We start from the raw sequence: 19,795 nt of genomic DNA, 5'->3' as shown, positions 1-19,795 counted from the left end.
GCCGCGCCACCGTCGGACCGGACCTGAGGCCCCGCGGTCACCAGTCCTGGTTGTCGGCGGCCGTGGCGTGCAGGGTGATCAGCAGGGCGCCGAGGCGGGCGTTCCAGTTGGCGTTGGTGGGGCCGTCGATGGCGTGCTTCTTGGCCAGGTCGCGGATCACCTTCTGGGCGTCCTTGAGCTCCTGGGCCGCGTCGTCCGGATTGCCCTCGTTGAGGCGGGCGGAGGCGTCGTCGAGGATGCGCAGCAGCTCCGCCTGGCGGTCGTGCTCCTTGCCCGCGACCTGGGTCTGGACGACGGCCTGGCGGAAGGCGTTGAGCTGGAGGGCCGGCCCCTGGTTGCGGGGGACGGCCGGGTTGGGGGCCGTGGGGAGGCCGGCCGGGGTGGTGGGGGCCGCGGCGGTGGGCGTCGGGGTCGCCGCGGGGGTGGACGCGCGGGCCTGGGTGCTGGGCGCGGCAGCCGGGGTGCTGGGGGCGGTAGCCGCCGGCGGCTTGGTGGGAGCGGGGGCGGCGGCGTTGCCGGCGGGCTCGTCCAGGGCGGCGACGGCCAGGGCGGTGACGCCGGCGAGTGCGGCCACGCCCAGTGCGCCGAGGACGAGGGGCCTGCCGCGGCGGCGACCGCGGCCGGCGGGCGCGGGCGGGCCCTGCCGGACGGGCGCCATCAGCGAAGTGGCCGGCGGGGCCTGCGGGACGGGTGCCATCAGCGAGGTGGCGGCCGGGGCCTGCGGCGGGAGCAGGGTGGTGTGCTGCTGGTTGGGGTTCACCGGCCTTACGGGCGGCAGCAGTTGGGTGGCGGCGGCGGTGGCGAGGAGTTCCGCCGTCGGGTCGCCGACCGCCAACCCGGGGATGGTGGAGAGGAGTTCGGCCCGCGCCGCGACGGCGTCCGCCGGCCGGTCGGCGGGGTTCTTGGCGAGCAGGCGCAGCACGGCCGCGTCCAGCGCGGGCGGCAGGCCGGGGCGGCGGTAGGACGGCGGCAGGGGCTGCTCGCTGACGTGCTTGAAGGCGATCGCCACCGGGGTCTCGGCGGTGAACGGGGTCTCGCCGGTGAGCATTTCGGTGAGCACGCAACCGACCGCGTAGAGGTCGGTGCGGCCGTCCAGGGGCGAGGCGGTGGCCTGCTCGGGCGACAGGTAGGCGGCCGTACCGAGCACGCTCGCCGTCTGGGTCAGGTTGCTGGACGAACCGGCCCGGGCGATGCCGAAGTCGACGACCTTCACCCCGCCGTCGTCGGTGATCATGATGTTTCCGGGTTTGATGTCCCGGTGGACCAGCCCGGCCGCGTGCGCGACGGCCAGCGCCTCGCAGACCGCCGCCGCGATGCCGACGGCGCGTTCCACCGGCAGGCCCGGCTGCTGCACCAGCACGGCGGCGAGCGAACGGCCGTGGACGAGCTCCATGACGATGAACGGCGTGCCCTGGTCGACGCCCGAGTCGAAGACCATGACGATCCTCGGGTGCACCAGCATGGCCGCGTGCTGCGCCTCGCGGCTGAACCGCTCGGCGAAGCGGGGGTCGTCGGCGAGTCCCCCGTTGAGGACCTTGACGGCCACCTGGCGGCCCAGCACGTGGTCCAGCCCGCGCCAGACGGTGGCCATGCCGCCGACGCCGAGTATCTCGACGAGTTCGTAACGCCCGTTCAGCGCCCGTCCGATCACCTGGAACTCCCCTCACGTGCCGTGCCCGGTGTTCCGGGCCGCCTCGTGCACCTGTGCACGATAGCCGCACCGCCGGACCGCACCGCCGGGGGCGGGGAGGCGGTCGGGGGACCGGGCAGCGGTCCCCCGGCCGCCGGCGCGGGGGTGCGACCCGCCCTGACTGCGGGAGGGCGGGCCGCACGTTCCAGGCCGACCGGGCCGGCGGCGCGTCCGGGGTGGGCGCCTGCCGGGCCGGCCGGGGCCGGGCGGCCGGACGGCACGGGGAGCCGACCGGCCACCCGGGGTCTTCGGGTGGTACTGACGAGCGGTACTGCGGGTGGTGCGGTCCTGCGGGTACTGCGGGTGGTGCGGTCCGGGTGGGCGGCGAGCCCGGGGGGAGTCGCTCGCCGCCCACCCGGAGTTCCTGGGTTACCTCCGGCCCGACTGGCCGTCGTCGGAACGGTCGGTCCTGCTCGGACGGACGTCGGGCAGGGGCGGCGCGGCCGGCGGCGCCGGGACGGTCACGCCGGACCGGCCGGGCCTGGCCCCGTTGCCGCCGTTGCCCTTGTCCTGGCCCTTGTCCTGGTCCTTGTCCTGGCCGTTGCCCTTGTCCTTGTTCTTGTCCTGGCCGTTGCCCCGGCCGTCCTCGGTGTTCCCCTTGCCCGCGCCCGCACCGGGGCCGGGGGTGGTCCGGCCGGGGTCGTGGGGCTTCGCGGCGGCACCCGGATGGTCGTCGTCCTCGTCGCCGAGCACCTCCGCGCAGTAGTCCGCCACCTTCTCCGCCCCGCCGGCCGCCGTGACCAGCGGGCCGAACCGCGGCTCGGTGGCCGGGGAGCGCTCGCCCCGGCCAGACCAGTCGGCGAAGCCGTGGCAGAGGGCGACCAGTCCGGGCGCGAGCGGCCGGGCGCCGTGCCCCTCGACGTCGCCGTCGCCGTCGGTATCGGCGGAGGGGGTGCCGGGCTTCGGGGCGGTGGACGGTCCGACCAGCTGCGGACCGCCCGAGGCGGAGCCGCCGCCGGACGGGCGGACGGACGGGGTTCCGGGCGCGGCACTGTCGGGCGAGGTGGCGGACGAACCGGCCGACGCATCGGCGGACGCGGTGCCGGGCGCACTGCCGGAGGGCCCGCCCGCGGCGGCGAGCGCGTGCTCGGGCGCGCCGGACCCGCCGCCCAGCGGGGACGGCAGGTTGCCGGTGCCGGCGGCGACCGCGACCCCGCACAGCGCGGTGGCGCCGAGCACGGCGGCAGTGGCCTTCGTGCTGAAGGCCCTGGCCAACGCGGCGGTTGCCATCGATCGTCTCCGGACGGGTGTGGTCACTACGGGGTCGGGCGTGAGACGCGCCTCCCGGAACGCCGTCAGGGCGGCCTGCTCCCCGGCCAGTTCGTCGGCCGTCGCCGGGGCGGCGGCCGCGGCGAGGATCCGGGCGAGCGGCCCGGGACCGCCGTCCGGTCCGGTGAGCGAGGCGTCCTGCCCGGCCGGCGGGCCGCCCACGGCACCGCCGAGCAGATGCTCGGCAGCGTCACGGTCGATCCGACGGGATCGGTTGGTGCTCATCTCATGTCCTTCAGCGTCGCGGCCCGGCGTTCTGTCACACCTTGCGGAGAACTTTTTCCCGCAGGCTTTCCCGCAGGTTTCCCCGTGGGCTTCCCGGCCGCCTTCCCCGCGGTTTCCTCGGCGGGTTCCTCGACGGGGTCCTCGGTACGGCGCCGGCCGGTCCGGCCGGGCCGCCGCACCGCCGGTTCGGCCTCGCGCGCGGCGGGGATCCCGACCCCGGCCGCGAAGGACTGCTCCAGCAGCGTGGCCAGTTTCCGCAGCCCCCGGTGGGCGGCCATCCGGACGCTGCCGGCCCGCTTGCCGAGCACCCGGGCGGCGCTCTCGGCGTCCAGCTCCATGACCACCCGCAGCAGGACGGCCTCGGCCTGGTCGCGCGGCAGCCGGGAGATCAGCGCCAGCGCGTCGGCGGTGCCGACGGTGGCCAGCGCGGCGCCCGCGGTGTCGTCCCCGGCGGCCAGCCCGGCCAGGTACTCGAAGGGCAGGTCGGCGACCGGGCGGCGGCGCCGGGCGCGCAGGTGGTCGAGCGCGCGGTGGCGCGCGACGGTGGCGGCCCAGCCGCGGAAGCCGTCCCCGTCACCGGAGAAGCCGCCCAGGTCGCGGGCGATCTGAAGCCAGGTCTCGGAGGCGATGTCCTCGGCGTCCTGGGTGTCCTCGGGGCGACCGCCGACCAGGACCCGCAGGTAGCGCAGCAGGCCCGGCTGGACGGTCCGGAACAGCAGCCGGAACGCCTCCTCGTCCCCGGCCTGGGCGGCCCGGACGGCCTCGGTCAGATCGGCGGGAGCGGGGGCCCGGCCCGCTGGCGGGCCGACGGAAGGGACTGGTCCGGACCGGCCGACGGGGCTGCCGGTGCCCGCTCCGGGGCGCTCTGCACTCTGCACTCGCCACATCATGGGCCATCCGGGCGAACGCGACCCCGCGAGCCGGGAGAAGTCGCAGGTCGGAGCGGCTGTCACGGCCCGCACCATGACAGCTGTCACGCGGATCCCGCAACGGACGGCACTGCTCTGACGGAGGGTCGGACGGAAACACTGGAGGCACGACGCGGGCAGCGGCCCGCGGCCACCAGCAGGGAAGGAACCCGCCGTGAGCCGAACCGTCACCACCACCGCCGCCACCACCGCCGCCACCGCCGCCGAGACCGGCACGACCCCGAACCCGTCGGCCTCCGGGCTCCGCCCGCTCGCCATCGACGTGGTCGCCCCGCTGGCCGGCTACTACCTGCTGCACTCGGCCGGCGGCCTGAGCGTGTTCGCCGCGCTGGCGTGGAGCAGCGCCATCCCGGCCGCCCGGACCGTGCTCGGCCTGCTGCGCGAGCGCAGGCTCAACCTGTGGGCCGCGCTGATGCTGACCGTGAACCTGGCGGGCCTGGCGCTCACCTTCGTCACCGGCGACGCCCGGCTGATGATCGCCAAGGACGGCGGGCTGAGCGGCACCGTGGCGCTGGCCATCCTGTTCTCGGCGCTGGTCGGCCGGTCGGTGATGACCCCGGTGCTGATGCCCTTCCTCACCAAGGGCAAGCGCGACCGGGCCGCCGCCTGGCAGCGGCTGGTCGAGGGCCGGGCGGCCGGCTCCCGGGCCTTCCAGCGCCACGAGCGGGTGTTCGCGGGTGCCTGGGGCACCGCGCTGCTGGCCGAGTGCGTCGCCCGGGTGGTCGGCGCCTTCACCCTGCCGGTGGCGACCATGGCCTGGCTGTCCACCGTGTTCATGATCGGCGCGATCGCGGCCGGCGCGATGCTCGGTCGGATCGCGGCCGATCCGATGGAGAAGCTGGTCGCGGCCGAGACCGAAGCCCCGACCGCCGTCTGACACCGCCCGCCGTCCACCTGCCGCCCGGGGGAGCATCGCCGCCCCCGGACGGCGCCCGAACCGGGCCCAACGCCGGGTGTCGGCGATCCGAACAGCACGGAACCATCCGGATCTCCCGGGAGTCCCTTATAACGAGGGGGTAACGGGACCCCCGGTCGAGGAAACGGGGCCCCCATGAGCCGGACGCACGCGCTGACCACCACCGAGGACCGCACCCTCGTGTGGGACGGCTGCCTGAACGTCCGCGACCTGGGCGGACTGCCCACCGCCTCCGGCCGGCCGACCGCCCGCGGGGCGATAGTCCGGGCGGACAACCTGGACCGCCTCACCGCCGAGGGCTGGGACGCCCTCCTCGACCACGGTGTCCGCACCGTGGTCGACCTGCGCAACGCCGAGGAGTACAAGCCGCCCCTCCCGCTCCCCGAGGGCGTCGAGCTGATCCGCGTCCCGCTGGACGAACTCGCCGGCCCCGCCTGGTGGGAGGCCTACGGCCGGCTGGACGGCACCCCGCTCGCGCTCCGCCCCTACCTGGACCACTGCCCGCACGCCGCCGCCGCGCTGATCGCCGCCATCGCCGGCGCCCGCCCCGGCGGCCTGGTCGTGCACTGCGGCGCCGGCCGCGACCGCACCGGCCTGGCGGCCCTGCTGCTGCTCGCCCTGGCCGGCGTCGAACGGGCCGCGATCGTCGAGGACTACCAGCTCAGCGGCCCCAACGTCCGCCCGCTGTACGGGATGCTGGGCCTGCCGGACCAGTACCACCGGATCGACGCGGTGCTCGCCGAGGCCGGCACCACCGCCGAAGCCGTCCTCGCGGGCGCGCTGGAGGGCCTCGACCCGGCGGGCTACCTGCTCGCCGCCGGGGCCACCCCCGCCGAGGTCGCCGCCGTCCGGGCCCGGCTGCTGCCCGCCGCGTAGCGGCCACCGGGCCAGGCCGGCTCCTGCAACTCGACCACCTGGAGCTTGAGTTCGCGAGACAGCACGGCCTCGGGCGGGGCCGGGATCCGCGGCCCGCCGCTCGGACGCCTCCGTCCCGCAGGGGCCGCCGAAGACTACTCGCACGTATCGTCAACCGATGGTTGACGACCCGGGATCGACAACCTACGGTTGACGCATGGAGAATCCCGTCGTTCCCAACACCACTCCGCTGCGCCTCGACGACCTGATCGCCGCGATCAAGAAGGTCCACCCCGACGCGCTCGACCAGTTGTCCGACGCGGTCATCGCCGCCGACCACCTCGGCGACCTCGCCGACCACCTGATCGGCCACTTCGTCGACCAGGCCCGCCGCTCCGGCGCCTCCTGGACCGACATCGGCCGCAGCATGGGCGTCAGCAAGCAGGCCGCCCAGAAGCGGTTCGTCCCCAAGGACCCGGGCACCCCCGCCGACCTCGACCCCAGCCAGGGCTTCGCCCGGTTCACCGACCGGGCCCGGAACGTCGTGATGGCCTCGCAGGAGGAGGCCAGGGCGGCCGGCAACGCCGAGATCACCGCCGAACACCTCCTGCTCGGCCTGCTCGCCGAACCGGAGGGCATCGGGCTCAAGGCGCTCGCCGCCCAGGGCGTCACCCCGGAGGCCGTCCGGGCGGCGACCGCCGCCGTCCTGCCGGCCGCCGCCGAGCAGGTGCCCGCGCTGATCCCGTACGACGCGCAGGGCAAGAAGGCGCTGGAACTGACCTTCCGTGAGGCGCTGAAGCTCGGGCACAACTTCGTCGGCACCGAGCACATCCTGCTCGCCCTGCTGGAGCTGGAGAACGGCTCGGGCGTGCTCGCCGGCCTCGGCGTCGAGAAGTCCGAGGCGGAGACCTTCACCTCCGAGGCCGTCAAGGCCATCATCGCCGCCCGGAACGCCGAGCAGGCGTGAGACGGGGCCCGGCCCCGGGCGGAACTCCCGCCCGGGGCCGGTCGGTTGGGCTCGGGCGGGACTCAGAAGCCGGAGACGGGCGTGGTGACGATCCGCACCCGGCCGTCGGCGGCCGCCTCCAGCGCCGCCCGCAGCCGGAGCGAGCGGGCCGGACCGAGGAGTTCCAGCGCCTCCTCGACGGTGGCCCACTGGTGCCGGTCCAGTTCGCCGGCCGGGACGGTCACGGGGGTGCCGTCCGGGACGGTGCCGAAGTCGAACATCAAGTGCTGCGCCGGGTGGTCGAGTTCGGACGAGGGGTGGGTCCAGGAGATGGCCAGTAGCTCCCCGGTCGCCCTGACGATGCCGGTCTCCTCCAGCAGCTCCCGCGAGGCGCACTCCACCGGGCCCTCGCCGAGGTCGATCGTGCCGCCCGGGAACTGCCAGTACTCGCGGTACCCGGCCTTCACGATCAGGATCCGGCCGGACTCGTCCCGCAGCAGACAGCCCGCCGCCGCGTAGATCCTGGGCAGGGACGCCAACCATTCCTCGCGGGACTTCAAGGGCTCAGCCGTCACTGCGATCCTCCTGGGGCACGGTGGTTCTGCACCGCCCACTCTGCCACCGACCCGCCCGGGGCCGTCAGTTCAGCGCTGGGCGGCGAGGTGCTCGACCAGGCGGTCGAAGCTGGAGTTGAGGCCCGCCCGGGCCTCCGGACCGCAGTACATCGCCGGCACCTCGGTCTGGTGCAGGACCACCTCGGTGCGGCCGTCGCCGAGGTCCTTGAAGGTCATCGTGGAGCGCAGGCCCACGCTCTCCTCGACCAGGGCGATCAGCTCGCCCGGGCGGATCTCGGTGATCTCGGCGCACATCGGGTACACGTCGCCGGTCGCGTCGATGGTCATGGTGCTGTCGTAGCGCCCGCCCACCCGCGGCTCGATGGTCACGGTGTCCAGCTCGACGTGGGTGCCGACCGGGCCCCAGAAGCGGACGAACTGCTCGGGCTCGACGTAGGCGCGGAAGACGGCGTCCGGGGTGGCCGGCAGCTCGCGGGTGATGGTCAGCTCGCCCAGGTTCTCGGTCATGGTGTCGTCCTTCGTGATCGCGGCGCCACGGTGGCGCTTTCACAGGAGTAGACCGAGGGCGCGACCGGAACTCATCGCTCCACGCGGAAATTCTTTCGAGAAGTTCTGCGGAGTTCTGCCGAGCTCCGGAAAGTTCCGGGAAGTTCCGCCGGAGCCGATGAGCCCGGGCCGCCGGGCCGGTCCAAGCGGTATGGACACCACGCCGAAGCCCCCGCCCGCCCCCGCCCTGACCTGCGACCTGGACGCGCTGACCGCGCCCGACCTGGCCGTCGTCGACGCCCTCGCCCGGCTGCGGCTCGCCGCCGCGCGGCACGGGGTGGGCGTGGTGCTGGTGAACGCGAGCGGCCCGCTGCGGGAGCTGCTCGCGTTCAGCGGGCTCGCGGCCCTGCTGCCGGGGGGCGTGGACCCCCTCGACCTCCGGCGGCCGGACAGGGCCTAGTCGGCGGACAGCCGGGGCGGGAGGCCGAACAGCGGGAAGAGCACGTCGGTTTCCAGGAAGCTGGTGAACCCGGTGATCCGGCCCGCTGACACCTCCAGCACGATCAGCGCCCACGGCTCGTGCCCGCCCGCCGGGCTCGGCCGGTACTGGGCGAAGGCCGGAGCGCCGTTGGCCGTCACCGGGACCAGCCGGGAGCCGCGGCAGCCGTGGCCCGGGCCGAGCATCCAGGCCCGGATCTCGCCCCGCCCCCGCAGCCACATCGCGTACGGCGGCATGTTGAGCGTGACGTCCTCGTGCAGCAGCGCGGCGAGGCCGTCCATGTCGTACGCCTCGAAGGCGCGGACGTAGCGGTCCAGCAGCGCGCGGTGGTCGTCGTCCAGCGCGGGGGCCGGGCGGGCGGCCGCGCCGTCCCCGGCGAGCACCGCGCGCGCCCGCTGCAGCGCGCTGTTCACCGAGGCCACCGTGACGCCGAGCAGTTCGGCCACCTCGGCGGCCTTCCAGCCGAGCACCTCGCGCAGGATCAGCACGGCCCGCTGCCGGGGCGCGAGGCGCTGCAGCACGGCGACGAAGGCCAGCTTCACCGACTCGCGCTGGGCCGCCACCTCGGCCGGGTCACCCGTCTCGGGCAGCACCCGGCCGTCCGGCGCGGGGCCGATCCACGTCACCTCGGGCAGCTGGGTGTCGCTCGCCGTGGCCACCGTCACCGGGCCGGCCAGGTCCATCGGGCGGGCCCGGCTGTTGCGGCCGTTCAGCGCGTCCAGGCACACGTTGGTGGCGATCCGGTACAGCCAGGAGCGCAGCGCGGCGCGCCCCTCGAAGCCGCGGTGGCCGCGCCAGGCGCGGACCATCGTCTCCTGCACCGCGTCCTCGGCCTCGAAGACCGAGCCGAGCATCCGGTAGCAGTAGCCCGTCAGCTCCGTCCGGTACCGCTCCAACTGGAGCTCGACCGGCTCCTCCGTGATCAGGTCGGCCATGGTGCGCCCCCGTCGTCCCGCCCCGTGCTGGTGAACGGCACGAAGGTACTCCAGCCCACTGACAACGCCCCGGCGCGCCCCCGCACCGACCGCGAACCACCCCGGACACCGCCCCCGAGCACGCTTCGGGGGGCGGGCGCCGGAACGCGGTGCCCGCCCCCGGACCCGGATCCGCTCAGTGGGCGGAGTGCTTCTCCGCGCCGCGGTGCCGGTGGCCCTTGAGCTCGGCGTGCGTCGACGGGGCGGCGCGCCCCGCCGAGGCCGCCCGGTCGCGGCCGCCGTGCCGGAAGGCGTCCGGCGCGACGTACCCGGCGGTGGCGGAGGACATGGCGTCGGCGCGCAGCATCGGCACCAGCCGGGTGGGCGCGGTCGCCATGCCGCGGCGCTCCAGCAGTTCCTGGGTGCCCCGGCGGAGCTGGGCAGTGCTGCCCGGTGTTCGCCTGGTCATCGTCGGCCTCCCTTCGGCGGTCACCGGCGGGACGGATGTCGACCGGAGGGGCCGGGGGCCGCGCGGGCGTTATGTCCGGATTTTATCCGGGTTGCGCCCGGATGCCACCGGAAACGGGCCCCGGCTTCCCCGGAGCGGCCCGATCCGCGGGACGCGCCCCGCGCCGGGCCTCAGCCCATGACCTCGTGGACGAAGCACCAGCGCCAGTCCTCGCCCCGCTCGTACGAGCGGATCACCGGATGCGAGGTGTTGTGGAAGTGCGCGGTGGCGTGCCGCTGCGGCGAGAAGTCGCAGCAGCCGATGTGGCCGCAGTCCAGGCAGATCCGCAGGTGCACCCAGTCCCGGCGCCCCTGGGCCAGGCAGTCGGCGCAGCCGTCGGCCGGGGGGAGGGGCTCGATGTCCTGGGGGGCCGCGGCGAGGTCTTCGCAGGCACTCATGCCCGCAGGGTAGTGACGGCCCGGCCGGCCCCGGCCTCAAGACACGCCGCGCGCCCGGTCGGCCTTCCCGGCGCCAGGGTGGTACCGCCGCACCCAGGAACGCGGATCCCGGGAGGGCCGCACCCGGGACGCACACGGCCCTGGGCGAACCTCCGCCGCCCGCACACAGTTGTCGTCGTCAGCCCCACCACCCTCCCAGGCCCAGGAGCCACCGATGAGCTACCCCGCCCTCGCCGCCCGCACCGCCGTCGTCACCGGAGCCGCCAGCGGCATGGGCGCGGCCACCGCCCGCCTGCTCGCCGCCCACGGCGCCCGGGTCGCCCTGCTCGCCCGCCGCACCGACCGCCTCGACACCCTCGCGGCCGAGCTCACCGCCGCCGGCGGCCAGGCCCTCGCCGTCACCGCCGACATCACCGACCAGGCCTCCGTCGACGCCGCCGCCAAGGCCGTCCACGACGCCTACGGCCGGGTCGACCTGGTGGTCAACAGCGCCGGCGTGATGCTGCCCAACCCCCTCGCCGACGGCCGGACCGACGAGTGGACCCGCATGGTCGACACCAACCTCACCGGCGCCCTGCGGATCATCCGCGCCTTCGCCGACGACCTCACCGCGGCCGCCGCCGACGGCCGGGCCGCCGACCTGGTCAACGTCTCCTCCATCGCCTCGCGCGTCGTCTTCCCCAACTACGCCGTGTACAGCGCCACCAAGGCCGCGCTCACCCAGCTGTCCGCCGCCCTGCGCTCCGAACTCAGCCCCCGCGACGTCCGGGTCAGCTCCATCGAGCCCGGCCTGACCGACACCGAACTCGGCGGCCACATCGACAACCCCGCCCTGCGCGAACAGCTCGGCGGCATGTTCGCGGCCATCCCCGCACTCACCGCGGACGACCTCGCCGACCTGATCGCCTACACCGTCAGCCGCCCCCGGCACGTCAACCTGAGCCACACGGTCGTCGTGCCGACCCGGCAGGCGTAGGGCCTTCCTCGGACTCCCCCGATCCGGGCCGGCTTCCGGGCTCCGGCTCCACCATCAGGGGAGGCATGGGAGCATGCCACCCGTGGCGATCGTGACGGGGAGAACGAACGGCGACACCGGCGGTGGCGACACCGCCGGCACGCCCGCACCGGCGGACACCGGCATACCGGCGAGCGCCGGAGCCGGCCGGGGCCCGGCCCGGGCGGTGTCCGAACCCGGCCGGATCCGGCAGCCCGTCGCCCTGATCCGGCTGCTCACCGGGCTCATCGCCATCGCCCTCACCCTGCTGCTCGCCGACTACGCCCGGGCCACCACCGGCGGCATCGCCGCCGACGTGGCCGAGGCCGCCGAACTGGTGCCCCGGCCGCTCGCCGGCCTCGCCGGCGGCCTCACCACCGCCGCCGTGCTGCTGGTGCCCGTCGTCCTCGCCGCCCGCCGCCTCCTCGGCCCCGACCGGCGACGCGCCCTCCAGCAGGTCTCCGACGGCCTGCTCGCCGCCGTCCTCGCCTACGGCGCCACCCTGCTCCTCGACCTGTGGGCCGACGGCGTCGCCCCCGTCTCCCTGCTCGCGGCCCTCACCCAGGCCCTACCGGGCGGCGCCCTCGGCCACACCGAGCCCGTCTACGGCTACCTCGCGCCCGTCCTCGCCTTCATGACCGCCTCCGGCAACCGCGAACACCGGGCCCCCTGGGCCGTCCTCGCCCTCTCCGGCCTCGCCGGACTCGCCGGCGGGTACGCCACCCCCACCGCCCTGCTGCTCGGCCTGCTCATCGGCTGGACCGGCGCCCACGGCACCCTCTACGCCGTCGGCACCCCCGACCCGCTGCCCAGGCCCGGCGAGATCCTCCGGGCCCTGCGCGAGAGCGGCCTGCACCCGGCCGAGGCCCACCCCGCCGGGCCCGACCGCTACCTGGTCCGGCAAGCCGACGACCGGCCCGACCTCGACGTCCAGCTCCTCGACCGGCAAGCCGTCACCGCCGCCGCCGTCCAGCGCGCCTGGCGCCGCCTGCGGCTGCGCACCGCCCCCCACCCCCGGGCCCTGCGCTCCCCCCGCGCCGGCCTCGAACACGAGGCGCTCGTCACCTACGCGGCCCTCGCCGCCGGCGTCCGCACCCGCCGCATCGCCGCCACCGCCGGCCTCGGCCAGGACACCGCCCTCATCGCCTACGAGCACCTCCCCGGACGCACCCTCGACCGGCTCCCCGACGAGGAGATCACCGACGACCTGCTGGCCGACGCCTGGCGGCAGCTCGCCCGCCTCCAGCGCCGGGAGACCGCCCACCGGGCGCTCGTCCCGTCCTCCCTGCTGGTGGACGCGACCGGCGCGGTGCACCTGGTCGACTTCGCCGACGGCGACATCGCGGCCAGCGAACTCGTGCTGCGCTGCGACATCGCCCAGCTGCTCACCACCCTCGCCCTGCGGGCCGGCGCGGCCCGCTCCGTCCACACCGCCGTCACCGTCCTCGGCGCCGACACCGTCGAGGCCGCCCTCCCCCTCCTCCAGCCCATCGCGCTCGCCCGCACCACCCGCCACGCCCTCAAGCACACCGTCCGCCCGACCGCCGCCACCCGCACGGACGGCCCGGCGGACCCAGGGCCCGACGAGGCCGCCGCCGGCGGGGGCGGGCTGCTGGAGGAGATCCGGGCGGAGGTGCTGCGGACCAGGCCGCAGGCGGAGGTGCGGCCGGTGCGGTTGGAGCGGCTGCGGCCGCGGACCCTGCTGGCGGTGGTGGGCGGGGTGGTGGCCGGGTGGCTGCTGATCCCGCAGCTGTTCGCGGCCGAGGACAACCCGATCGCGGCGGTGGCCGACGCCGATCCGGCGTGGCTGGCGCTGGCGCTGCTGGCGGCGACGCTGAGCCACGTGACGGCGGCGATGGGGTTCGTCGGGTTCGTGCCGGAGCGGCTGGACTTCCGCAACGCGGTGCTGGCGCAGCTGGCCGGGGCGTTCGTGAAGCTGGTGTCGCCCGGGGGCGTCGGCGGGATCGCGCTGAACACCCGGCTGTTGCAGCGGGCCGGGATCCCGACCGCGCAGGCGCTGTCCAGCGTCGGGGCGGGGCAGTTGATCGGCCTGGTGCTGCACCTGCTCCAGCTGGGCGCCTTCGTCTACCTGCTGGACCTGCAACCGGGCGGTTCGGAGCTGGACGCGCTGCCCGCCGTGGTGGGCGGGCTGGCGGGGGCGGCGGCGCTGCTGGCGGTGGTGTCGGCGGTGCCGCCGGCCCGGCGCTGGCTGGCGGCGCGGCTGCGGCCGCTGACCACCGAGGTGCTGCCGCGGCTGCTGGACCTGCTGCGCAGCCCGGCCCGGCTGGCGGTGGGACTGACCGGGCAGCTGCTGGTGTCGATCTGCCTGATCGGCTGCCTGTACTGCTGCACCCGGGCGATCGGCCGGGAGCCGTCCTTCGCCTCGGTGGCGGTGGTGTTCCTGGTGGGCAACGCGGCGGGCAACGTGGCGCCCACCCCGGGCGGGGCCGGCGCGGTGGACGGGGCGCTGATCGCGCTGCTGCAGCAGACCGCGTCGATGGAGAAGGGCGGCGCGCTGGCGGCGGTGGCGACGTACCGCCTGCTGACGCTGATCCTGCCGGTGCTGCCGGGCTGGGCGGCGATGACCTGGCTGCAGCGCCGCCGGGCGCTGTAGGGCCCCGGACAGCACCCCGGATGGCGCCCCGGACCGGTCCCGGCGGCGGCTACTCGCGGTACTCGTCCTCGTCGAGCTGGACGACGCGGCTCTGCTCGGCGGCGTCGGCGACATCGGTGGCCGGGTCGGCTCCGACGGCCCGGCGTTCGGCCACCTCGTCGTACTCGTCGCCCTCGGGTGCCTCGTCGTCGGGTTCGACGGTCTCGACGGCCTCGTCGATCAGGTAGTCCTCGTGATTCTGCGGCATGGCGTCCGTCCTCACTGTTCGGAGGCACTGTCCGGAGGCTCCCACGGGCGCGGGGGCGGTACTGGCAGTATCCGTCGCCGGGCGGCCGGGCGCGATTGCGCCGCGGCGGCCCCGCGGCGCCCGGGCCGCCGGCCGGCACGGAACGCGCCGCAGGCCACCGGGGGTACGATCGGTGCCGTACCAAGGGCTTACCCACACCCACCCGGTGGCCCCGAGGCCCTTACGAACGACGGGGAAATCATGTCCGGCTCGCACTACTTCACCGGTGCACCCGAGGTCGCCAGCGAGCGCCGGCCGATCACGGTCTCCCTGCCGGACCTCACCCTCGAACTGACCACCGACACCGGAGTGTTCTCGCGCGGCCGGCTCGACCCGGGCACCCGGATCCTGCTGGAGCACGCCCCGCAGCCGCGGGTGCGCGGCCCGATCCTGGACGTCGGCTGCGGCTACGGCCCGATCGCGCTGACCTGGGCGAGCCGGCGCAGGCGGCTGCCGGTCTGGGCGGTGGACGTGAACGAGCGCGCGCTGGAACTGGTGCGGCTGAACGCCGAGGCGCTGCGGCTGGGCAACGTCCAGGCCGCGCTGCCCGAGGACGTCCCGCAGGACGTGCGGTTCGCCACCATCTACTCCAACCCGCCGATCCGGATCGGCAAGGCCGCGCTGCGCCGGCTGCTCACGCACTGGCTCGGCCGGCTGACCCCGGACGGCTCGGCGTTCCTGGTGGTGCAGAAGCACCTGGGCTCGGACTCGCTGCAGAAGTGGCTGAACGAGCAGGGCTACCCGACCACCCGGGTCGCGTCGGTCAACGGGTTCCGGATTCTGGAAGCACGACCCCGCCCGGAGCCGGGCGAGGGCACGGAGAGTGGACGGGGAACGTCGTCGTGAAGCAGTTGCGCGGGACCGAACTGAAGCGACTGCACCGCTCGTGGCGGCGCAGCAACGAGTTCCGGCTCGCGATGATCCTGGAGAACCTGCAGTCGCCGTTCAACGTCGGCTCGGTGGTCCGGACCGGGGCCGCGATGGGCGCCGAGAAGCTGTACCTGGCCGGGGAGACCCCGTCGGTGCGCTCCTCGGGCGCGCAGAAGGCCGCGATGGGCACCGACAAGTACCTGAAGGTGGAGCACTTCCCGACGGTCGCGGAGGCGGTCGCGGCGGCGAAGGCGGACGGCTTCAAGGTGGTCGGCCTGGAGCTGGCGGACGAGGCGGTGCCGATGTTCGCCGCCGAACTGACCCCGGCGGTGGCCTTCGTGCTGGGGCACGAGGACCGCGGGATCACCCCCGACGCGCTGGCGCTCTGCGACCAGGTGGTGTTCGTGCCGCAGCTGGGCCGGGTCGGCTCGCTGAACGTGTCGGCGGCCGCGACGGTGGCCTGCTACGAGGCGCGCCGCCAGGGGTACGCGATCAGCGGCACCCCGGACGGCACCGACCTCGGCGACCTCGGCGGGGCCGACGACGAGTAGGACCTGATCCGATCCGGAGGGGTGTGCCGAAAGGCCACCCCTCCGGTCGTTTCCGCCCGGCGGTACGGGACAGTCGACCACGCCTGCGGGCCGGACTTCCCCGGCGTCCGCGCGGGGAGCGCGCCCCGGCCCCGCCGGCGGTGGTCAGCGCAGCGTCAGCTAAGCGTCAGCGCTCCAGGCGACTGTAGTTGGCATGACGTCGATCACGGCAGTCTCCAGCTGTCTTCCCGACACCATCCCGATCGCGCGCTTCCAACAGGAACTCCAGCTGACGGATGTGCAGCTCCGGCGCTACCAGCGCTTCTACGGGCTCTCCGAGGTGTGCCGCGACCCCGCGGCCACCGAGACCGAGCTGCTGCTGCGCGCCGCGACCAAGCTGGTGGAGCTGCGCGGGCAGGAACAGCGCGTCAAGTACGTCCTCCAGGCCCGCACGATGCCGTCGCCGCTGCCGTACCCGATGACCTCGCTCCGACCGATCCAGGTCGAGCTCGGCCTGGAGCACGCCGCCGGCTTCGTCGTCTCGCACCACGCCTGCGCCTCCGGGCTGCTCGCGCTGGACCTGGCGGGCACCCTGCTGGCCGCCGACCCGGATCCGAACGCGCTCGCCCTGGTCCTGGCCGGGGAGAAGGCGTGCACCACCCGGACGCAGTCCATCCCGGACGTCACCGTCATGGGCGAGGGCACCGTGGCCTTCCTGGTGAGCGCGGACCGTGCCGGCTCCGACCGGATGCTCGGCTACGCGACGCGCACCCACACCCAGTTCGGCGACGAGTTCATCATGGGCGACGCCGCCGCCAAGGAGTTCCAGGACCTGTACGGGCCCGGCCTGTGCGAGGTGATCGGCGCCGCCCTGGAGGAGGCCGACTGCGGCCTCGACGAGCTGGCGCTCGTGCTGCCGCACAACGTCAACCGGCTGTCGTGGATCGGCGTCTGCAAGGCGCTCGGGCTGCCGCTCGACAAGGTCTTCCTCGACCTGGTCGGCGAGACCGGGCACTGCTTCTGCGCCGACCCCTTCATCAACCTGCAGAAGGCCACCGAGCTGGGGCGGCTGCGCCCCGGCGACCGCTACCTGATGACCAGCGTGGGGCTCGGGGCGACCTTCGCCGCGATGGTCCTGGAGCACTGACGGCCGCCCACCGGATCGGCCGGCCCCCGCAGTACCGGCGCACCCGCACCACCGCAGCACCGCAGTACCCGCGCACCCGCCGCACCGCGCCCGAGCGCACACGAGAAATGACGAGGTCGACATGCATCTACCGTCCTCCGGCTTCAGCGCGCGCCTCAAGCGCGCCGTGACCGGGTCCGCGGACACCCCGCTGGTGTTCCTGGGCAACTTCGAGGTGGAGAACCACTGGGCGCTCGGCGAGCCCGCGCTGCCCCGGGTCGCCTCGCACGCGGGCAGTGCGGTGGTGAACCGCATGGACGAGTTCGCGCTGCTGCTCGGCGGCAAGGACGACCACGTCGTGCTGAAGACCGCCCTGGACGAGGGCTACCGCGGCTACCTGGAGGGCCTCGGCCTGGAGCTGCCCACCGTGCACGTGGTGGCCGGCCAGGACCCGCAGCGCACCGTCAGCGAGGACGCCCTCGCCGACCCCGAGCTGCTGCGCGCGCTGTCCGCCGTCGCCGCCGAGGGCGCCCGGCTGACCGCGCACGGCATCTCCACCGTCGAGGAGGAGCTGGCCGAGCGTACCGGGCTGCGGCTGGGCGCGCCGACCGCCGCGGTCTGCAAGCGGGTCAACAGCAAGGTGTACAGCCGCCGGCTCTCCGACGAGCTGGGCATCCGCCAGGCCCGCGGCTGGGCCTGCGAGACGCTGGAGGAGCTGGCCGAGGCGGTGGCCGCGGCCGGTGAACTGCTGGCGGCGGGCCGCAAGGTGGTGCTGAAGGACGCGTTCGGCGTGTCCGGCAAGGGCATCGTCGTGCTGGACTCCGAGGCCCGGCTGGGCCGGCTGCACCGGATGGCGGTCCAGCAGGCCGAGCGCGCCGCCAAGGCCGCGGGCGGGGCCCCGCGCACCGCGCTGGTGATCGAGGAGTGGGTCGCCAAGCGCTGCGACCTCAACTACCAGTTCACGGTGGGCCGGGACGGCTCCACGCACTTCGACTTCGTCAAGGAGCTGCTGACCGAGGGCGGCGTCCACAAGGGCCACCGGATCCCGGCCCGGCTGACCGACGGGCAGGTCGCCGAGATCGGGGCGACGGCGCTGCGGCTCGGCGAGCGGCTCGCCGCCGACGGCTACTACGGCGTGGTCGGCGTCGACGCGATGGTCGACCCGGACGAGGGCCTGTACCCGGTCATCGAGATCAACGCCCGCAACAACATGTCCACGTACCAGAACGTGGTGCACGAGGGCGGCCTGGCCGGGGCCGACGAGGTCGCCGTCGCCCGGCACTTCCCGCTGCGGCTGACCCGGCCGCTGCCCTTCGCCGAACTGGCCGAGGTGCTGGACGGGCTGCTGCTGACCGAGCGGGGACCGCGCCCGCGCGGCCTGTTCGTGAACAACTACGCCACGGTGAACGCCGCCGCGGGCACCGCCGCCGACACCGAAGCGGACGGCTTCGAGGGCCGGCTGTACGGCGTGCTCGTCGGTGCCTCCGACGAGGAGATCGAGGCGCTCGACACCGACATCACCCGCCGCCTCGCGGCCTACCCGGAACGGAGCTGACCGTGAGCGTCGCATTCGAGGTGCAGGGCCTCGGGATCACCGAGCTCGCCGAGGAGTTCGGCACCCCGCTCTACCTGTACGACGGCGAGGAGATCACCACCCGCTTCCAGGGGCTGCGCGAGGCGCTGCACCCGGCGCTGGAGGTCTTCTACTCGCTCAAGGCGAACCCCAACATCTCCGTCTGCGCGCTGCTGCACAGCCTGGGCTCGCGCGCCGAGGTGTCCTCGCTGACGGAGCTGGTCACCGCCCGCCGGGCCGGGGTCGAGCCGCGCGACATCATCTTCCTCGGCCCGGGCAAGAGCCGCGGCGAGGTGGCGGCCTGCCTGGACGAGGACATCCACGCGATCGTCTGCGAGTCGATCGGCGAGCTGGACCTGATCGACGAGGTGGCCCGCGGGCGCGGGATCACCGCCCGGGTCGCGCTGCGGGTCAACCCGAGCTTCTCGGTGAAGGGTTCGGGCCTGACCATGGGCGGCAAGCCGCGCCAGTTCGGCACCGACGAGGAGCTGCTGCTGGCCGAGGGCAAGGACCTCGCCGGCCGCTACCCCAACATCCGGCTGATGGGCGTCCAGGTGTACCTGGGCACCCGCATCCTGATCGAGGAGTCCGTCGTCGAGAACACCCGGCGGATCCTGGAGCTGGCCGAGCGCCTCTCCACCGAGCTGGGCTTCCCGCTGGAGACGGTCGACGTCGGCGGCGGCCTCGGCATCGCCTACTTCGACAACGAGAAGGACCTCGACGTCGCCGAGCTGACCGCCGGGCTCAACCCGCTGATCGCGGACTTCCGCACCCGGCACCCGGACACCCGCATGATCATGGAGCTGGGCCGCTTCCTGGTCGCCGCGTCCGGCACCTACGTCACCCGGGTGCGCTACACCAAGACCTCGATGGGCGAGAACTTCGCGGTCACCGACGGCGGCACCAACCACCACATGGCGGCCGTCGGCATCGGCTCGTACGTGAAGCGCAACTTCCCGATGGCCGCGCTGGAGCGGCTGGACGAGCCGGCCACCGAGCCCTGGCACATCACCGGCCCGCTCTGCACGCCCAACGACGTCATCGGCAAGAAGGTGCCGATGCCGGCGCTGCGGGCCGGCGAGCTGATCGGGGTGCAGCGCTCCGGCGCGTACGGGCCGACGGCCTCGCCGGTGCACTTCCTCAGCCACGGCTACCCGGCGGAGGTGCTCGTCCTGGACGGGCGGGCGCACCTGATCCGGGAGCGCGACGACGTCGAGGCCATGCTCGGCCGCCAGCGGCTGTACGCGGCCCCCGGCGACGACCAGAACTGACCACCGACCGGCCGACCCACGGCCGGGACCAGCCCGAGGAGAACACCATGAGCGACACCGCCAACACCGTGGCCGACGTGAAGTACGTCGACGCCGTCCGCAAGGGCCTGTCGGAGGTCCTCAACAAGGACGTCTCCGGCGCCGACCCGGGCGTCCGCCTCTTCGACGAGCTGGGCCTGGACTCCAGCAGCGCGCTCGAACTGCTCATCACCATCGAGGAGATCCTCGACGTGCAGTTCGACGCCGACGAGCTGGACATGACCCACTTCGAGACCGTGGGCTCGCTGGCCGGCTTCGTCGCCGCGGAAGCGAGCGCCTAAG

General features: G+C 74.8%; 21 protein-coding genes. 12 read left to right on the top strand and 9 right to left on the bottom strand.

Annotated elements, in window-relative coordinates; genetic code table 11:
• Positions 1-37 precede the first annotated feature (37 nt).
• The 3 genes from AB0O19_RS04090 to AB0O19_RS04080 all read right to left on the bottom strand — a co-directional run bounded on the left by AB0O19_RS04090 (position 38) and on the right by AB0O19_RS04080 (position 4,071).
• Positions 38-1,651: a protein kinase gene (locus AB0O19_RS04090; protein ID WP_363617668.1), complete on the bottom strand. Its 1,614-nt coding sequence runs from the start codon at positions 1,649-1,651 to the stop codon at positions 38-40.
• A gap of 408 nt (positions 1,652-2,059) precedes the next feature.
• The gene (locus tag AB0O19_RS04085) at positions 2,060-3,184 is read right to left on the bottom strand and encodes a hypothetical protein (RefSeq protein WP_363617667.1); all 1,125 of its coding nucleotides are present in this window, start codon (positions 3,182-3,184) and stop codon (positions 2,060-2,062) included.
• Positions 3,181-4,071, bottom strand: coding sequence for an RNA polymerase sigma factor (locus tag AB0O19_RS04080; protein ID WP_363617665.1), 891 nt, complete (start codon positions 4,069-4,071; stop codon positions 3,181-3,183). Before AB0O19_RS04080 ends, AB0O19_RS04085 begins: the two co-directional genes overlap by 4 nt.
• 196 nt (positions 4,072-4,267) lie before the next feature.
• Between AB0O19_RS04080 and AB0O19_RS04075 the strand changes: the two genes are divergently transcribed.
• The 3 genes from AB0O19_RS04075 to AB0O19_RS04065 all read left to right on the top strand — a co-directional run bounded on the left by AB0O19_RS04075 (position 4,268) and on the right by AB0O19_RS04065 (position 6,851).
• On the top strand, positions 4,268-4,990 hold the full coding sequence (locus AB0O19_RS04075) for a VC0807 family protein (RefSeq protein WP_363617663.1): 723 nt from the start codon (positions 4,268-4,270) through the stop codon (positions 4,988-4,990).
• Positions 4,991-5,164: 174 nt separating this feature from the next.
• A complete protein-coding gene (locus tag AB0O19_RS04070) occupies positions 5,165-5,905 on the top strand; it encodes a tyrosine-protein phosphatase (protein WP_363617661.1) in 741 nt (246 codons plus the stop codon).
• Between the two features lie 196 nt (positions 5,906-6,101).
• A complete protein-coding gene (locus AB0O19_RS04065; RefSeq protein ID WP_363617659.1) occupies positions 6,102-6,851 on the top strand; it encodes a Clp protease N-terminal domain-containing protein in 750 nt (249 codons plus the stop codon).
• A gap of 62 nt (positions 6,852-6,913) precedes the next feature.
• Here the strand turns inward: AB0O19_RS04065 and AB0O19_RS04060 are convergent, their stop codons facing one another.
• Together AB0O19_RS04060 and AB0O19_RS04055 are read right to left on the bottom strand one after the other, a co-directional pair.
• Positions 6,914-7,405: an NUDIX hydrolase gene (locus tag AB0O19_RS04060; RefSeq protein WP_363617657.1), complete on the bottom strand. Its 492-nt coding sequence runs from the start codon at positions 7,403-7,405 to the stop codon at positions 6,914-6,916.
• Between the two features lie 69 nt (positions 7,406-7,474).
• Entirely contained in the window at positions 7,475-7,912 is a 438-nt protein-coding gene (locus AB0O19_RS04055) for an SRPBCC domain-containing protein (protein WP_363617655.1), read from the bottom strand.
• Positions 7,913-8,102: 190 nt separating this feature from the next.
• On the opposite strand from AB0O19_RS04055, the gene AB0O19_RS04050 reads away from it, so the two are divergent.
• The gene (locus AB0O19_RS04050) at positions 8,103-8,351 is read left to right on the top strand and encodes an STAS domain-containing protein (RefSeq protein ID WP_363617653.1); all 249 of its coding nucleotides are present in this window, start codon (positions 8,103-8,105) and stop codon (positions 8,349-8,351) included.
• Here the strand turns inward: AB0O19_RS04050 and AB0O19_RS04045 are convergent.
• The 3 genes from AB0O19_RS04045 to AB0O19_RS04035 form a co-directional block, all read right to left on the bottom strand.
• Positions 8,348-9,325 carry a sigma-70 family RNA polymerase sigma factor gene (locus AB0O19_RS04045; RefSeq protein ID WP_363617651.1) on the bottom strand — a complete coding sequence of 326 codons (978 nt, stop codon included), beginning with the start codon at positions 9,323-9,325 and terminating at the stop codon, positions 8,348-8,350. The genes AB0O19_RS04050 and AB0O19_RS04045 overlap by 4 nt on opposite strands.
• 175 nt (positions 9,326-9,500) lie before the next feature.
• Positions 9,501-9,773, bottom strand: a complete 273-nt coding sequence (locus AB0O19_RS04040; protein WP_363617649.1) for a hypothetical protein — start codon at positions 9,771-9,773, stop codon at positions 9,501-9,503.
• Positions 9,774-9,943: 170 nt separating this feature from the next.
• Positions 9,944-10,210 (bottom strand): UBP-type zinc finger domain-containing protein, encoded by a 267-nt coding sequence (locus AB0O19_RS04035; RefSeq protein ID WP_363582452.1) that lies wholly within the window; start codon positions 10,208-10,210, stop codon positions 9,944-9,946.
• A 214-nt stretch (positions 10,211-10,424) separates the two neighbouring features.
• Here AB0O19_RS04035 and AB0O19_RS04030 point away from each other — a divergent pair, with 214 nt between their 5' ends.
• Together AB0O19_RS04030 and AB0O19_RS04025 are read left to right on the top strand one after the other, a co-directional pair.
• Positions 10,425-11,186, top strand: a complete 762-nt coding sequence (locus tag AB0O19_RS04030; protein WP_063348744.1) for an SDR family oxidoreductase — start codon at positions 10,425-10,427, stop codon at positions 11,184-11,186.
• Between the two features lie 82 nt (positions 11,187-11,268).
• Positions 11,269-13,818 (top strand): lysylphosphatidylglycerol synthase transmembrane domain-containing protein, encoded by a 2,550-nt coding sequence (locus AB0O19_RS04025; protein WP_363617647.1) that lies wholly within the window; start codon positions 11,269-11,271, stop codon positions 13,816-13,818.
• A 49-nt stretch (positions 13,819-13,867) separates the two neighbouring features.
• Here AB0O19_RS04025 and AB0O19_RS04020 read toward each other — a convergent pair whose 3' ends face one another.
• Positions 13,868-14,065, bottom strand: a complete 198-nt coding sequence (locus AB0O19_RS04020) for a hypothetical protein (protein WP_363582458.1) — start codon at positions 14,063-14,065, stop codon at positions 13,868-13,870.
• A gap of 240 nt (positions 14,066-14,305) precedes the next feature.
• Between AB0O19_RS04020 and AB0O19_RS04015 the strand changes: the two genes are divergently transcribed.
• The 6 genes from AB0O19_RS04015 (at position 14,306) to AB0O19_RS03990 (ending at position 19,794) form a co-directional block, all read left to right on the top strand.
• Positions 14,306-14,950 carry a methyltransferase gene (locus tag AB0O19_RS04015; protein ID WP_063348741.1) on the top strand — a complete coding sequence of 215 codons (645 nt, stop codon included), beginning with the start codon at positions 14,306-14,308 and terminating at the stop codon, positions 14,948-14,950.
• The gene (locus AB0O19_RS04010) at positions 14,947-15,525 is read left to right on the top strand and encodes a TrmH family RNA methyltransferase (RefSeq protein ID WP_363582460.1); all 579 of its coding nucleotides are present in this window, start codon (positions 14,947-14,949) and stop codon (positions 15,523-15,525) included. Before AB0O19_RS04015 ends, AB0O19_RS04010 begins: the two co-directional genes overlap by 4 nt.
• Positions 15,526-15,718: 193 nt before the next feature.
• On the top strand, positions 15,719-16,651 hold the full coding sequence (locus AB0O19_RS04005) for a 3-oxoacyl-[acyl-carrier-protein] synthase III C-terminal domain-containing protein (protein ID WP_363617645.1): 933 nt from the start codon (positions 15,719-15,721) through the stop codon (positions 16,649-16,651).
• Between the two features lie 121 nt (positions 16,652-16,772).
• Entirely contained in the window at positions 16,773-18,185 is a 1,413-nt protein-coding gene (locus tag AB0O19_RS04000) for a hypothetical protein (protein WP_363582464.1), read from the top strand.
• A gap of 2 nt (positions 18,186-18,187) precedes the next feature.
• Positions 18,188-19,474, top strand: coding sequence for a type III PLP-dependent enzyme (locus tag AB0O19_RS03995; RefSeq protein ID WP_363617643.1), 1,287 nt, complete (start codon positions 18,188-18,190; stop codon positions 19,472-19,474).
• 47 nt (positions 19,475-19,521) lie between these two features.
• Positions 19,522-19,794, top strand: coding sequence for an acyl carrier protein (locus AB0O19_RS03990; protein ID WP_063348736.1), 273 nt, complete (start codon positions 19,522-19,524; stop codon positions 19,792-19,794).
• Position 19,795 lies beyond the last annotated feature (1 nt).

It is taken from the genome of Kitasatospora sp. NPDC091276, from assembly GCF_040684355.1.
Taxonomy (GTDB): domain Bacteria; phylum Actinomycetota; class Actinomycetes; order Streptomycetales; family Streptomycetaceae; genus Kitasatospora.
This window is presented reverse-complemented; position numbering and strand designations above follow the sequence as displayed.